We start from the raw sequence: 15,393 nt of genomic DNA, 5'->3' as shown, positions 1-15,393 counted from the left end.
TCCACATGATGCGTCATCGAAATCACGTCACAGGAACCCGGAGCCGAAACAACCGCAGGTCAGATCGGGTTTGCGGCTGCGCTGACCGCCCTTGCGGACGTCTGGAGCGTCAAACGGGCGTCGTGACGACACGACGGTGATCGTCTGACTGACGTCCTCAGCAAAGACTGTGCGGCCGGCGTCGCGGTGTCGGTGGGCTCGGTCCAGGCAGCCTGCTGGAGTACCGCGGTGCCGGCCGGGAATGTGGTTGTTCGGGCTCGCCAGCGCCCGTGATGTTTTCTGTCTTCATGGTCCAGTGGGAGATTCGGCGTGATACTCGACGGCATACCGGCATCCCCTGCGCGCGACACCGCGCCTGACGCGGCAGCGCGCAAGCAGCGCCTGCGCCGTCGCCTGGAGCGACTGATCGGCGTGGCCGCCACCGAAGGCAATGACCTGGTGCCCCTGCGCAACGGTGATGAGATCTTCCCCGCGATGCTCGGGGCGATCCGCTCGGCTCGGCACACCGTCGACATGATGACGTTCGTGTATTGGCGGGGTCAGATCGCCCACGACTTCGCCGTCGCCTTGGCCGACCGAGCCCGCGCGGGGGTGCGCGTGCGACTGCTGCTCGACGGCTTCGGCGCCAAGGAGATCGAGCGGCGGCTGCTGGACCTCATGAGTGCCGCGGGCGTGCAGGTGGCCTGGTTCCGCAAACCCGTGTGGCTGTCACCGTTCAAACAGAACCACCGTTGCCACCGCAAGGCCCTCATCGTCGACGAACACACCGCCTTCACCGGGGGCGTCGGCATCGCGGAGGAATGGAGCGGCAATGCCCGCAACCCTGCCGAGTGGCGCGACACCCACGTCCAGGTGCGCGGCCCGGCCGTGGACGGCATCGCCGCCGCGTTCGCGCAGAACTGGGCCGAGTGTCATGACGAACTCTTCGATGACCGCGACCGTTTCACGGAACACCAGCAGGCCGGCTCGTCGGTGGTGCAGGTCGTGCGCGGCTCCGCAAGCATCGGCTGGCAGGACATGCAAACCCTCATCCGGGTCATGCTCACCTCCGCCGAGGAACGCTTCCGGCTGGCCACCGCCTACTTCGCCCCTGACGCCTACTTCATCGACCTGCTGTGCCAGACCGCACGTCGCGGCGTGCAGGTCGAGATCCTGCTGCCCGGCCCCCACACCGACCAGCGCGCCTGCCAGCTCGCCGGTCAACACCACTACACGCGTCTGCTGCAGGCCGGCGTGCACATTCGCCAGTACCAGCCGACCATGATGCACGCCAAGATCATCACCGTGGACTCGGTCGCCTCTCTCATCGGATCCACCAATTTCAACCGCCGGTCCATGGACCACGACGAAGAAGTGATGCTCGCCGTCCTGGACGAGGAGTTCACTGCCTCCCTCGACCGCGACTACGAGGCGGACCTGCGCCACAGCGTGGGCATCGAGCTCACTCGATGGAGACGACGGGCAGTGCTGCAACGCGCCAAGGAAGCCGCCGTCACCCCGATCCGGCGCTTCCTGTGAGCCGACCGGCACCCTGGCACAAGGGCGAACCGCAGGATCCGCGCGAGCCGGCCAGCGCCGCACGGGCGGCGTTGAGGGCGGGGCGCGTACAAGAAACCGGCCTCGTGGTACAGGAGTCCGGAAAGAGAAGGCCCCGCCCCTGCCCGGCCCTGAGCCGCTCTCCGCATCCAGGTATCGAAGCCACTGTTACATCTCCCCAGGGTCAGGCTACGAACGCAAGCCGACGCTGAAAGGCAACGGGAGGTCCGTACGGGCGTGGTCGGGGCTGCGACGGATCAGCTCGGCGGTGGTCGCTTTCTACCTGGCCACTTCGGTAGCCGCGTCCCGGTCGCCGGCCACTGCGTCCGCGAGTCGCGCCGCGGAACCTCCGCACGCCGCCGCAGCCCGGCCGGGCGCACGGCCGCCGGTAAGGCCGGGGGCGGGGACACGGCAGGAGGTCGCGCGGGTTCCCTCGCGCGTGCGTGTCCCGCCCCCGACTGCAACACGCCTACCCTGCTGCCGTTTGGGACACCTACGGGCCGTACGGCCCCCTACGTACCAGGTCGCCTCACGTCCGGCATGCGCACGGGGTCCGGCCGTCATATCGGTCGGACCCCGTGATGAAGGCGCACTGCGGGTCAGATCACCATCGGTACCAACGACCTCGGCCGCCACCGGCGGTGGTGGAGCGCATGACGAAGCCGAGAAGCCACAGCACCAGGACGGCGACGGCGACCCACCAGAGGATCTTGATGGCGAAGCCGGCACCGAAGAGGAGCAGTGCAAGAAGCAGAACAAGCAGGCACTGAGTCTCGTCTCAACCGCTCATCGGCCTTCTCGCCCGCCACCATGCCGACGATTTCCCGTCCATGGCCGTCGCCCAGGTCGCCACCAGGCCCGCACCCGCGGGTCCCCGGCGGACACGGGAACGTGCCGACGGCTCTGTTCACCACACGGTGGCTGAGAGAGGCGAGGGACCGTGGCCCCCTGTGGCCGTCCGCCGGCCAGAGCGGCTGCTCGAAAAGCGAGCCGGGCATGCGCACAGTGAGGGCCAGAGTGTCCCGTGCCGCAGGCACTTGGTGCGGTACGCGACACACGCGGCCGGGTGGTGTCGCACCGTGGTGCCGGATGAGACGGCCGGAGGACGGGGGTGAGAGCGTCCGCATCATGGATGGTGCAGACGGTCACCCTCGCAAGAGCGAGGCACTACACCCGATATCTCCCCCGCTCCGCAGGACGCCCGGCTGCCGTCCGGCCGCCGGGGCCCCCGACCGTCAGACGGTGCTGAGCATGCCTTCACGCAGGCGGGCCAGGAGACGGGAGATCAGCCGGGAGACGTGCATCTGGGAGACACCGAGACGTTCACCGATCTGGGCCTGGGTGAGTTCCTCCACGAACCGCCAGTGGATGATCTTGCGGTCGCGTTCGTCGAGTTCGGCGAGCATCGGGGCGAGGGCGTGGAAGTCCTCGATCAGGCCGAGGGCGGCGTCCTCGTCGCCGATGAAGTCCGCCAGCGCGGCCTCGCCGTCCTCGCTGCCGTTGATCGCCGCGTCCAGGGAGGCGGACTTGTAGCCGTTGGAGGCCAATTGGGCCTCGACGACCTCGTCCTCCGGAAGGCTCATCAGCTCGGAAAGCTCTTTGGTGGTCGGTGTCCGGCCCAGTCGGCTGCGCAGTTCCTCGCTGGCGCGGGCGAGTTGGACGCGGGCTTCCTGGAGCCGGCGCGGGACATGTACGGCCCAGGAGGTATCGCGGAAGAACCGCTTGATCTCGCCGACGATGTACGGCACGGCGAAGGAGGTGAACTCGACCTCGCGGGTCAGCTCGAAGCGGTCGATCGCCTTGATGAGGCCGATCATGCCGACCTGGACGATGTCCTCCATCTCCTCCGGCCCGCGGCTGCGGAACCGGCCGGCCGCGTAGCGGACCAGGGACATGTTCATCTCGATCAGCGTGTTGCGCGCGTACTGATACTCGGGCGTTCCCTCCTCCAGGACGGCCAGCCGGTCGAAGAACGGCTTCGACAGCTCCCGCGCGTCCTTCGGCGCGACCTTGGAAGGGTCCGTGATCTCCGGCACATCCACCGTCTGCTCGGCGGTCGGCACGGTCGTCGTCGGCATCATGGCGCCCTCCCAGTCGATCAGCCTCGTCCTCGCCGGTCCATCGTCCGGCAGGCACGCGCCTACCCCGTGCGCCGACCGGCATTCCTCGAACTGTTGTCAGTCCCTGCCGGACTCTCCATGGCTGCGTACGATTTCCTTCATCTTGGCGACCGCGAAACCCCAGCCCTGCTCGACGGTCGGCTTGGCCGGGACGGCGACCTCGTCGGGGTTGGTGAGGACGTCCAGCAGGACCGGGCCCGGACTGTCCAAGGCGCGTCGCACGGCACCCTCCACGTCGGCCGGGTCGGTCACACGGATGCCGGTGATGCCCATGGCTTCGGCTACGGCGGCGAAGTCGGGGTTGTCGAGCACGGTGCCGAACTCGGGCAGGCCGGACTGCTCCTGTTCGAGTTTCACCATGCCCAGCCGGCGGTTGTCGAAGACGACGAGCTTGACGGGAAGGCGGTACGTCTTCAGGGTCATGAGGTCGCCGAGGAGCATGCTCAGTCCGCCGTCGCCGCAGAAGGCCACGACCTGGCGCTCGCGGTCCAGGCACTGGGCGCCCAGGGCCTGGGGCATGGCGTTGGCCATCGAGCCGAGGTTGTAGGAGCCGATGAGGCGCCGCTCGCCGCGCATCTCGACGAAGCGCGAGAGCCACACGGTGGCCATGCCCGTGTCAGAGGTGAAGACGGCGTCATCGGCCGCGATCCGGTCGACGGCCGCGGCCAGCGCCTCGGGGCGGATGTCATGGGCGCGGTTGTCCAGCGCGGAGCGGATACGGCCCACCACGCCCTTGTCGTGCGACGGATCGGCGAGCCGGGCCTGACCGGTGCGCCACTGGTCGAAGCGTTCACGCGCCTTCTCCAGGTGCGAGCGGTCACGTGCGCCCTCGAACCCGGCGGACGCGGCGGCGAGGTCGTCCAGGAGGTCGCGTACGGTGGCGCCGGTGTCTCCCACGAGCCCGACGTCGACCGGTACCCGGCGTCCGATATGGGTGGCCTCGGTGTCCACCTGGATCACGGTCCGGCCCTGGGGATACCAGTCCCGGTAGGGGAAGTCCGTGCCGAGCAGCAGCAGGGTGTCCGCGTCCTGGAGGGCCGCAGCGGCGGCGGGGTTGCCGATCAGCCCCGTCTGGCCGACCTGGAAGGGGTTGTCGTCGCCTTCGAATCCCGCCTTGGCCTTCAGGGTGAGCACCATCGGTGCGGCCAGGCGGTCGGCGAGGGTGAGGACGTCCTCGCGAGCGGCGCGGGCGCCCTCACCGACGAGCAGGGTGACCCGTTCGGAGCGGTCGAGGAGTTCCGCGGCGCGGTGGACGGCCGACCCGTCCGGCCGGCTCACCGGGGCGTTCAGGGACAACCGGGCCGGCCGGTCGGCGGTCAGTTCCCGCTCGCCCAGGTCACCCGGCACCGTGAGAACGGCGACACCCCTGCGGCCCAGTGCGTGACGCACCGCCGTCTCCAGCATCTGCGGAAGCTGGTCGGAAGAGGTGATGGTCGCGCGGAACACGGCCACGTCCCTGAAGAGGGCGTCGTTGTCCACCTCCTGGAAGTAGTCGCTGCCGAGTTCCGCGAGCGGCACCTGGCCGGCGATGGCCAGGACCGGGGCGTGGCTCTTGGCCGCGTCGTACAGCCCGTTGAGGAGGTGGACGGAACCGGGTCCGACCGTACCCATGCACACGCCGAGGGTGCCGGTGAGCTGCGACTGGGCGCTCGCGGCGAAAGCCGCCGCCTCCTCGTGCCGGCAGCCCACCCATTCCAGGCCCTCGGTGGTGCGGATGGCGTCGGTCAGGGGATTGAGCGCGTCTCCCACGACGCCGAACACCTGGCGCACGCCGAGCTCGCTCAACGCGTCCACGATGACGCGGGCAACAGTACGGGTCACGTAGTCCTCCAGGTCACACGGTGAAACGGTCGGGGTCGGCGGCCTGCCAGTCGGCCGCCCAGGAGGCGGGCGGCTCGGCGAGCAGCTGCCCTGGCGCAAGCCACTCGTACAGCTCCTCGAAGGAGCGCTCGGTGCAGGGGTCGACGCGCCGACGGAGCATGTGCGGACGCAGTTCCGCGGGATCGGTGACCCCCATGGACGCCATGATCTGCAACGCGCTGGCCACGGTCGCTTGCTGGAAACGCTGGACGCGCGTCGTCTTGTCACCTACGTCGAGGGCGCGGGCACGCCGTGGGTCCTGGGTCGTGACACCCGTGGGGCAGGTGTTGGTATGGCACCTCTGCGCTTGGATGCACCCGACGGCGAACATCATCGCCCGCGCAGCGTTGCCGTAGTCGGCGCCCTGCACCATGCGTTTGACCAGGTCAGTACCAGTGGCGATCTTGCCGCTCGCCCCGATCCTGATCCGATCGCGCAGGCCCACGCCCACGAGGGCGTTGTGAACGGTGTGCAAACCCTCGGTGAGCGGGGTGCCCACATGGTCCGCGAACTCCAGCGGCGCCGCACCGGTCCCACCCTCGCCGCCGTCCACCACGATGAAATCAGGCGCAGTGCCCTCCTCCAGCATGGCCTTGCACACGGCCAGGAACTGCCGGCGGGAGCCCACACACAGCTTGAACCCGGCAGGCTTGCCACCGGACAACTCGCGCATGCGAGCGATGAAGCGCACGAGTTCGCGCGGGGTGGAGAACACGCGGTGGTACGGCGGGGAGACGACCGTCCGCCCCTCGGGCACGTCGCGGACCCGGGCTATCTCGGCGTTCACCTTGGCTCCCGGCAGAACACCGCCGATGCCGGGCTTCGCGCCCTGCGACAGTTTCAGGGACACACACCTGACGTGATCGTGTGCGGCCTTGTCGGCGAACTCGGCCGCGTCGAAATCGCCTTCCACGGTACGGCAGCCGAAGTACCCTGTGCCGATCTCCCAAACGAGGTCGCCTCCCGGACGGAGGTGATACTCGGACAGCCCGCCCTCACCGGTGTCCTGGGCGAAACCCCCGGCCGCGGCACCCCCGTTGAGCGCGAGGACCGCATTGGCGGAGAGCGAGCCGAAGCTCATCGCCGAGACGTTCAGCAGTGCCATGTCGTACGGACGGCTGCAGTCCGGGCCGCCGATCCTCACGCGCGGCGGGTCCTTCGGCACCGGGCACGGCGCCATCGACGGGACCAGGAACTCGTAACCGGGCTGGTACACGTCCCGCTCGGTGCCGTACGGCTCCTCCGCGTCGGTGCCCTTGGCGCGCTCGTAGACGATGCTGCGCACATCCCGGTCGAAGGGGCGCCCGTCATAGTTCCGCTCGATGAAGTACTGCTGCAGCTCCGGGCGTACGCGCTCCAGGAGGTAGCGGGCATGGCCGAGGACGGGATAGTTGCGCAGCACCGAGTGCCGCCGCTGCACCAGGTCCCAGGCGCCCAGCACCCCCGTGCACATGAGCGGAACGGCCGCGAACCACCAGTAGGGCGAGATCCAGAGCGCCGCGGCCAAAGCCCCGAGAGCGGCCACGAGAGTCAGGAGGACGATTCCAATGCGTGTCACACCTGGCGTGTTGCCCGGTTATCGATCGCCATGCGCGACAGCCGGGCACTGGACGCTCCCAGTCGCCGTGGCCGCCGGACGGGCCGGGAGCCCCCGGCCACGCTCGTCAGGGTGGTGGACCGCATGGGCTTCTCCAACGCCCGCGCCCTCAGCGCCGAGTCCACACGGGAACACGCCATCAGTCCCAGCCCGTACCGCATGGGCAAGACCCGGGCGGCAACCTGACCTCCTACTCGGCGCGGAGATGGGACCGAACCGAGGTTTCGACGGTCGTCGGGCCGGCAGCCCGGCTGGCCTCCAGCAGGTCAGCAGCACAACACCAGCTCAGGCACTGTTTTCCGGCTCATTACTCCGCGTGCGTGCGCCGAGAGCGTCAGGCGGGCGTCAAGAGCAACAGTCCATTCCTCCTCGTCACTCGCGACCGGCATTCGGGACTTCACGGACAGCTTCACCACCAGGATGTCGAGCAGTCGCAGCAGGAAAGACGAGCCTTCCATGCATGCCGGAATCCGGTTGGGGTACTCGACGCGATTCGGGCTTGAAACAGAGGAGGGACATGCTTGAACAGAGGAGGGACATTGTCGCCGCTGCCAGCAGGGAAAGTGTTCCCCCGTCCGGGCATCCGGCGCGTTCTGGCGCCCTGCTCGACGGAACGCTGGAAAACCTGCGGGCGTCCGCCATCGCGATCGATGACGATGGCCTCATCGTCGCGGTCAACAGCGCGGCCCAAAGCCTGCTGGGCAGGGAAGCCTCAGAACTCGTCGGTCAGGACTTCCACGACCTGCTGCACCGGGACAGATACGGGCACTCGGTACCGCGCACGCGCAGCCTGATGAGGAAGGCCATCCTCACGGGGGACACCAGACATGGCGACGCCGAGTGGTTCGCCTGCGGGGACGGCACTCTCGTCCAGTTGTCCTGGCTGGTCACGCCCTACTCACCCGGTCCGGGCGGGACAGGTGCGCTGGCGATGCTGTACGAGCCGAAGCCAGGGGACGTGCGCCACACCGACGGCGGGCACTCCGCACCGCTGACGGAACTGGACCGCCTGTCCCTGCTGGCGGAGACGACCACGCAGCTCACATCCACCCTGGACGCGGACGAGGCGCTGCACCGACTGGCGGCCCTGACCGTGCCCCGGCTCGCGGACTGGGCCGTGTTCGACCTGCTCACCGAACGTGACGAAGTACGACGCGTTCTCGTGATGGAGCACAAGGACGGCATTCTCGTCGAGCGGGACGACCTGCAGGGCCCGATGCCTCCCGTGCCGGCAGAGTCACCGATGCCCCTGTCACGGGCCCTGCGCGGCGCCGCCTCCTCCCTCGCCGGCCCCGCCACCTACCAAGGTCCGCCCGACTCCGGCATAGCGGTCGAGCAGCAGCGCCTGTTCACCGCGACAGGTATGCACTCCGCCGTCATCGCACCGATTCGCGGACTGCGGGACGTACTCGGCGCCCTGACCCTGGGCCGCGCCCAGCGTCATGACGCCTTCACCCCTGCCGACCTGCCGCTGCTGGAGGACCTCACCCGCCGGGCGGGCCTGGCGCTGGACAACGCACGCCTGTACCAGCGCCAGCGCAAAGTCGCCGAGACCATGCAACGCCACCTGCTGCCCCAGCTGCCCGTCCTGCCCGGGCTGGAGATGACCGCGCGCTACGTACCCGCTCCGGACGCCTCATCCGTGGGCGGTGACTGGTACGACGCCTTCGCTCTGGCCGCCCACGCCCACGCACTGGCCATCGGCGACGTCGTCGGACACGATCTCGACGCCGCAGCCGGCATGGCACAGGTCCGCAACATGCTGCGCGCCTTCGCCTGGTCCCACCCCGAGGCCGCACCCAGCGCCGTCGTCACACGGCTCGACGATGCCGTGATGCACATAGCCGAGGTACCCATGGCCACCATGATCCTCGCCAGGCTCACCCTCGGGAATGACACACTGTGGCGCCTACGCTGGACGAACGCCGGCCACCCGCCGCCCCTGCTCATCACCCACGACGGTCAGACCCGCTACCTCGACGAGGCTCACGGCATACTCCTCGGAACCGGAGTCACCAGACCTCGCCCCGACGCCGTCACCGTCCTGCCACCCCAGGCCACGCTCCTGCTCTACACCGACGGACTGGTCGAATCCCCGCACCACTCCATCGATCACGGGCTTGACCGGCTGCGCCGACACGCGGCCTCCCTCGCCCACCGCCCCCTCGACTCCTTCTGCGACTTGCTGCTGGACCAGGTCCGCCCCAGCGACAACGATGACGACGTCGCCATGATCGCGCTGCGCACACCCCCTCCCGTAGGACCCGCCTGACTCGCGCGCGAGTCAGATCGAGTGGGCTGAACGGGAGACTGTCGAAGCTCCCGAGCCGGTGGGCTGAGGCTTCGAACGCCTCTCTCCGCCGCGCGAGAACTTCGCGCTGTACGTGCCCCGCACTGCCCCGCCGGTGATCGGGGCCAGAACGCGGTGTCCGCGTGACGGTTCGCCGCGGAAGACGGGCGCCGTGGGCTTGTAGGTCGGGCCCGATCCGCACGACCACACATCCGTCGTCCGTCCAGGCGCGCCCCGTCGGACGACTTACGCGAAGCCCTGCTCTACAAATGGGCCATCGCCTACATCGCAGGCAGCGACGGCAAGGAGCCACTCCTACTGGGGCCCAGAGTCATCCACATGTCGTCCGACGCCTTCATGACCGACGCGTGCAGCCCACCTCGACGGCAGCGCGGTCGCCCGGTTCTGGACGGCATCCGCCGACGGACCTTGCGGACCCGGCATCGCGTTGCCGGCGGGCCTCAGCGGTGGGTGAGCATACCTTCACGCAGGCGGCTCAGGGTCCGTGACAGGAGTCGGGAGACGTGCATCTGGGACACGCCCAGGTGTTCGCCGATCTGGGCCTGGGTGAGTTCTTCCACGAACCGCATGTGGATGATCTGCCGGTCCCGCTCATCGAGTTCGGCGAGCAGCGGGGCCAGGGTGTGGAAGTCCTCCACCAGTTCCAGCGCCTGGTCTTCGGCACCGATGAAGTCCTGCAGGGCGCTCTCGCCGTCTTCGCTCCCGCCGATCGCGGCGTCCAGAGAGGAGGAGTTGTAGCCGTTGGCGGCCAGACGAGCCTCCCGCACCTCTTCCTCGGACAGGCTCATCAGCTCCGACAGCTCCTGGACCGTGGGCGTGCGGCCGAGCCGGCTTCCCAGTTCCTCGGTGGCGCGGGCGAGTTCGACGCGGGCTTCCTGCAGCCGGCGCGGCACGTGCACGGCCCAGGTGGTGTCGCGGAAGAACCGCTTGATCTCGCCCACGATGTAGGGGATCGCGAACGAGGTGAACTCCACTTCGCGCGTCAGCTCGAACCGGTCGATGGCCTTGATCAGGCCGATCATGCCGACCTGGACGATGTCCTCCATCTCCTCCGCGCCGCGGCTGCGGAAACGGCCGGCCGCGTAGCGGACCAGGGACATGTTCATCTCGATCAGCGTTCCGCGGGCGTAGCTGTACTCGGGGGTGCCCTCTTCCAGGACCGTCAGTTGTTCGAAGAAGAGCCGGGAGAGCTGGCGAGCGTCCTTGGGCGCCACCCGGGAGGGGTCGGCGACCTCCGGCAGCTCGCTCGTTCGTGCGTCCAGTGCCGCCGGAATGGTCATGACCGCCATGCTGTGCCCTCCCGAAGTTCGAGCCCGACCGCTTCCGCCAGCAAAAACGGCCGACGGCACAGCGCATACCCGGTACTCCCCTACCTATACCTGTGCTGTGTTGAGCGGCCCGCCACTGCTCGCCCCCCTCGAAGCCTCGGCCCGCCCGTTCGCCGCCCAGACACTGCCCGACACCCGCGACTTCGCCGTGTCCCAGGCGCGGTCCCTGGGCGTGTCCGGCGTGAGCCTGGGAGATCTGGAACTCGCGGTGGCGGAGCTGACCACCAACAGCGTCATCCACGGCGACGGCTCGGGGACACTGCGGATCTGGGCCGAGAGCGACCGGATCGTCTGCGAGGTCCACGACGGCGGACGGCTGACCGATCCCCTAGCCGGCCGCCGCCCGCCCAATCCCACGCAGCCCGGCGGCCGTGCCTGTACGGGTCCCGGTGAGGCGAGCTGGTGGAGCTCATGCGACCGAGCAGGTGTCCTCCCGTAGTGGCGCCCATGCTGACTCACGTTTAGGGGGAGGGCGAGCTCAGGGAGCGAGGGACGGCGACGGGCCGCCTCCTGGAGGCGGCCCGTGGATCTCGCCCGCGTCCTGTGGCAGGCGGAGGCCGTCCCGGTGAGGAGAGGATCGGCTGTCCCGACGCGGGACAGAGCAGTCGCAGACGCGTAGGTGGGAGCGAGCCATGACCAGGCAGACCAGCGGGCCACCCACCTGACGCTCCGCCGGAAGCAGCGACACCATCTCCCTGGACGCGACCTCGGCCACCCCGCACGCAACCAACAGGAACCGAAGAAGCGGAGGTCAGGAGCCTTTTCCAGCACGCTCAAGGATCGCCACGCACTCCACATGATGCGTCATCGGAAACAGATCGAACGCCCGCAGTGTGCGTACCCGGTACCCGCCGTCCCGGAAGTACGCCAGGTCGCGGGCCAGTGCCGCCGGGTCGCAGGCGACGTAGGCGATTCTGCGGGCGGCCAGGGACACCAGGTGCTCCACCGTCTTGCGGCCCGCGCCCGCGCGGGGCGGGTCGAGGACGATGAGGTCGACCTCGGTGATGCCGGTGCGCGGGAGGACCGACTCGACCTTGCCCTGCTCGACACGGACCCGCGGGAAGCCGGCGAGGTTGTGGCGGGCGTCCTCCACCGCTCGCTTGCCGGACTCGATGCCCAGCACCGCGCCCTTCTCGCCGAGGCGGTCGGCGAGGGCGCCGGCGAACAGGCCGACACCGCAGTAGAGGTCCAGCGCCATCTCGCCCTTGCGCGGCAGCAGGCCCTGCATCACCGCCGTCACCAGGGTGTCCGCCGCCTTCGGGTGGACCTGCCAGAAGCCGCCGTTGCCCACGCGGTGGGTGCGGCCGTCGGCCCGTTCGCGGACGAAGGCACGGCCGTGGACGCGGTGGATGCCACCGTCGTTCTCGTCCACCCGCAGGACGGACACCGGCTTGTCGAGTTCGACGAGGGGCAGGCGGGCGCCGGGGCGGGGCTCCAGGATCACCATGCGGTCCTGGGAACCGGTCGCGGCGATCGCGTCCACCGCCACCATGCCCGACCAGTCGCGCTCCTCGATGCCGAGTTCGCTGACGCCCGGCGCCGCGATCATGCAGTGCTCGATCGGCTCCACCTCGTGCGAGCGGTGCCGGCGCAGTCCCGCGTTGCCGTCGGCGTCGACCGCGTACTGCACGCGCGTGCGCCACTGCGGCACCTCGCCCGCCGGCAGCTTGTCGCCCTCGGCGGGCATCACCGTGCCGTCCCAGCCCACCTCCTCCGGCGTCAGGCCGGCCAGCCGCCGCAGCTGCTCGGCGATCACCTCGCCCTTGAGCCGACGCTGGGCGCCCGGCTTGGCGTGCTGCCAGTCGCAGCCGCCGCAGCGGCCGGGGCCGGCGTAGGGGCAGGGGGCCTCGACGCGGTCCTTGGACGCGTCCAAGATGTCGACCGCGTCGGCGCGCAGGAAGCGGGCCCCCTCCTCGCCCTCGGTCACCCGGGCCACCACCCGCTCGCCGGGCAGCGCGTGCCGGACGAACAGCACCTGGCCCTCGGCGGTGCGGGCGATGCAGTGCCCGCCGTGCGCGACCGGGCCCACCTCTACCTCGTACTCCGTCCCCACCAGAGATTTCTTCGGTTCTGCCTGCATGGCGGGGTGACTCCAGATCAACGAGAGGGGGCTCGACCGCGCATGGGCCGACGACAGCCCACCAGTCTACGTGCTCGCCGAGACCTCCCGCCGACACACGGTTGCCGAAGGCACCTGCCCCACACGCACGCGCACGGGGCCCCACACAAACGGGGCCTCAGACACGCGAGGTCCCGACACACGGGGGCCCCAGACACGACGCCCTCACTCACGACGCCCCCCTCACGGCGCCCCCACACAAGGCGCCCCCCACACAGGGCGCCCCCTCGCGGTCACCCCCCGCTGTGCTCCTTCGGCCGGTGTTCGGCCGGCCCGCGCCGGACCGCGCCCGGTGCGTTCCAGTCCTGCCGCTTGCGGGCCCGGTTCCTGGCCGCCTCCGAGGACACCAGCTGGTAGGGCACCGAGGTCACCATGACACCGGGTGTGAACAGCAGCCGGCCCTTGAGGCGCAGGGCGCTCTGGTTGTGCAGCAGATGCTCGTACCAGTGGCCGACCACGTACTCCGGGATGATCACGGAGACGGCGTCCCGCGGGGACTGGGCGCGCAGGCCCTTGACGTACTCGATGATCGGCCGGGTGATCTCGCGGTAGGGCGAGTCGAGGACCTTCAGCGGGACGTCTATCCCGCGCCGCTCCCACTCCTCGCGCAGCGCCTTCGTCTCGGCCGGGTCGACGTTGACGGTGAGCGCCTCCAGGGTGTCCGAGCGCATCAGCTTGGCGTAGGCGAGGGCGCGCAGGGTGGGGCGGTGGATCTTGGAGATCAGGACGACCGAGTGCACGCGGGACGGCCGTACCAGGTCGTCGTCCGGCTCCTCGGGGGCCGAGATCTCCTCGGAGACCCGGTCGTAGTGCTTACGGATCGCGGTCATCGTCGCGTAGAAGATGCACATGCCGAGCAGCGCCACCCAGGCGCCGTGCGTGAACTTCGTGACCAGGACGACGACCAGCACCAGGCCGGTGAAGAAGGCGCCGAAGGTGTTGATCGCGCGGGAGCGGATCATGTGGCTGCGCTTGGCCGGGTCCTTCTCGGTCGCCAGGTGGCGGTTCCAGTGCCGGACCATGCCGGTCTGGCTGAGCGTGAAGGAGACGAACACTCCGACGATGTAGAGCTGGATGAGGCGGGTCGAGTCGGCGCCGTAGATCACCGTCAGCAGGGCGGCGGCGCCGGCGAGCAGCACGATGCCGTTGGAGAAGGCGAGGCGGTCGCCGCGGGTGTGCAGCTGGCGCGGCAGGTAGCGGTCCTGGGCGAGGATCGAGCCGAGGAGCGGGAAGCCGTTGTACGCCGTGTTCGCCGCCAGGAAGAGGACCAGGGCGGTGGCCGCGGCGAGCACGATGAACAGGAAGCTGCCCTTGCCGAAGACGGCCTCGGCGACCTGGGAGATCACCGGGTTCTGGACGTAGCCGGAGCCGATCGCGACGCCGTTGTGGAGCAGGTCGGTGGCCGGGTTCTCGGCCATGCGGACCTTGGTGACCATGGCGAGCGCGATGATGCCGCAGAACATGGTGACCGCCAGCAGCCCCATCGCGGCCAGCGTGCTCGCCGCGTTCTTCGACTTCGGCTTGCGGAAGGCCGGGACGCCGTTGGAGATCGCCTCGACACCGGTGAGCGCGGCACAGCCGGAGGAGAAGGCGCGCAGGAGGAGGAAGACCAGGGCGAAGCCCGCCAGGCCCTGGTGCTCGGCCTTGATGTGATAGGCCGCGGTCGGCGCGCGCATCGTGTCGCCGAGGACCAGGCCCCGGAACGCACCCCACACGATCATGATGAAGACGCCACCGACGAACACGTACGTCGGGATCGCGAAGAGCTTGCCGGACTCCTTCACGCCGCGCAGGTTCATCAGCGTCAGCAGCACGATCACGGTGACCGCGCAGAGCACCTTGTGCTCGACCACGAAGGGGATCGCCGAGCCGAGGTTCTCGATGCCGGAGGCGATGGAGACGGCGACGGTCAGGACGTAGTCGACGAGCAGCGCGCTGGCGACGGTGAGGCCGGCCTTGGGGCCGAGGTTGGTGGTGGCGACCTCGTAGTCGCCGCCGCCGCTCGGGTAGGCGTGCACGTTCTGCCGGTAGGAGGCGACCACCGTGAACATCAGCACGACGACCGCGACGGCGATCCAGGGGCTGAAGTGGTACGCCGACACGCCCGCGATGGACAGGACCAGCAGGACCTCCCCCGGCGCGTAGGCGACGGAGGACAGCGGGTCGGAGGCGAAGACGGGGAGTGCGATGCGCTTCGGCAGGAGCGTTTCGCCCAGCCGGTCACTGCGCAGAGCGCGCCCGATCAGGATCCGTTTGGGCACGTCGGTCAGTTTGGACACGAGAGAGGATCGTAGGCCTTCCACCTGGCAGGCCTCCAGCCGAAGTACGGGATCTGCCTCCCGAGTGAAAAAAGTGACGGCTGGAACTGCGGATTCCGCAGCTTACGTCCGATCCGTGCCTAGATGACAGACCCCGCCCGTCGTCGCACTTCGGAGGTCCCATGCCCGCGACCGCAGAATTGATCGGTGCCACGGTGACCCTCGTCGGCCTCGGAATCCTCACTGCCTGGAGCGTGCGCAGCA

Annotated in this window: 10 protein-coding genes and 1 pseudogene; 4 read left to right on the top strand and 7 right to left on the bottom strand. The window is 69.3% G+C overall.

The genetic code is table 11. The features are described from left to right. Window positions 1-309: 309 nt before the first annotated feature. Window positions 310-1,518 (top strand): phospholipase D-like domain-containing protein, encoded by a 1,209-nt coding sequence (locus ABZ642_RS26270; RefSeq protein ID WP_360488814.1) that lies wholly within the window; start codon window positions 310-312, stop codon window positions 1,516-1,518. Between the two features lie 622 nt (window positions 1,519-2,140). Here ABZ642_RS26270 and ABZ642_RS26265 read toward each other — a convergent pair. The 4 genes from ABZ642_RS26265 to ABZ642_RS26250 all read right to left on the bottom strand — a co-directional run bounded on the left by ABZ642_RS26265 (window position 2,141) and on the right by ABZ642_RS26250 (window position 7,074). After that, entirely contained in the window at window positions 2,141-2,299 is a 159-nt protein-coding gene (locus tag ABZ642_RS26265; RefSeq protein ID WP_360488992.1) for a hydrophobic protein, read from the bottom strand. Between the two features lie 472 nt (window positions 2,300-2,771). Beyond that, entirely contained in the window at window positions 2,772-3,617 is an 846-nt protein-coding gene (locus ABZ642_RS26260; RefSeq protein ID WP_360488811.1) for an RNA polymerase sigma factor SigF, read from the bottom strand. 96 nt (window positions 3,618-3,713) lie between these two features. Next, window positions 3,714-5,477 (bottom strand): thiamine pyrophosphate-dependent enzyme, encoded by a 1,764-nt coding sequence (locus ABZ642_RS26255; RefSeq protein WP_360488808.1) that lies wholly within the window; start codon window positions 5,475-5,477, stop codon window positions 3,714-3,716. A 13-nt stretch (window positions 5,478-5,490) separates the two neighbouring features. Next, complete coding sequence (locus tag ABZ642_RS26250; protein WP_360488805.1) at window positions 5,491-7,074, bottom strand: FMN-binding glutamate synthase family protein; 1,584 nt, start codon at window positions 7,072-7,074, stop codon at window positions 5,491-5,493. A 30-nt stretch (window positions 7,075-7,104) separates the two neighbouring features. Between ABZ642_RS26250 and ABZ642_RS26245 the strand changes: the two genes are divergently transcribed. Together ABZ642_RS26245 and ABZ642_RS26240 are read left to right on the top strand one after the other, a co-directional pair. After that, window positions 7,105-7,299 carry a hypothetical protein gene (locus tag ABZ642_RS26245; RefSeq protein ID WP_360488802.1) on the top strand — a complete coding sequence of 65 codons (195 nt, stop codon included), beginning with the start codon at window positions 7,105-7,107 and terminating at the stop codon, window positions 7,297-7,299. 331 nt (window positions 7,300-7,630) lie between these two features. Next, window positions 7,631-9,385, top strand: a complete 1,755-nt coding sequence (locus tag ABZ642_RS26240) for a SpoIIE family protein phosphatase (RefSeq protein ID WP_360488799.1) — start codon at window positions 7,631-7,633, stop codon at window positions 9,383-9,385. A gap of 479 nt (window positions 9,386-9,864) precedes the next feature. On the opposite strand, the gene ABZ642_RS26235 is transcribed toward ABZ642_RS26240, so the two are convergent. Continuing rightward, window positions 9,865-10,713: an RNA polymerase sigma factor SigF gene (locus ABZ642_RS26235; protein WP_360488796.1), complete on the bottom strand. Its 849-nt coding sequence runs from the start codon at window positions 10,711-10,713 to the stop codon at window positions 9,865-9,867. A 133-nt stretch (window positions 10,714-10,846) separates the two neighbouring features. Here ABZ642_RS26235 and ABZ642_RS26230 point away from each other — a divergent pair. Beyond that, window positions 10,847-11,101 (top strand): annotated as a pseudogene (locus tag ABZ642_RS26230) (ATP-binding protein); the annotation flags it as partial. A 402-nt stretch (window positions 11,102-11,503) separates the two neighbouring features. On the opposite strand, the gene ABZ642_RS26225 reads toward ABZ642_RS26230, so the two are convergent. Beyond that, window positions 11,504-12,832 (bottom strand): TRAM domain-containing protein, encoded by a 1,329-nt coding sequence (locus ABZ642_RS26225; protein WP_360488793.1) that lies wholly within the window; start codon window positions 12,830-12,832, stop codon window positions 11,504-11,506. 272 nt (window positions 12,833-13,104) lie between these two features. Continuing rightward, window positions 13,105-15,150: an APC family permease gene (locus ABZ642_RS26220; protein ID WP_360488790.1), complete on the bottom strand. Its 2,046-nt coding sequence runs from the start codon at window positions 15,148-15,150 to the stop codon at window positions 13,105-13,107. Window positions 15,151-15,393: the final 243 nt, after the last annotated feature.

It is taken from the genome of Streptomyces sp. NPDC007157 (assembly GCF_040634235.1).
Lineage (GTDB): Bacteria > Actinomycetota > Actinomycetes > Streptomycetales > Streptomycetaceae > Streptomyces.
This window is presented reverse-complemented; position numbering and strand designations above follow the sequence as displayed.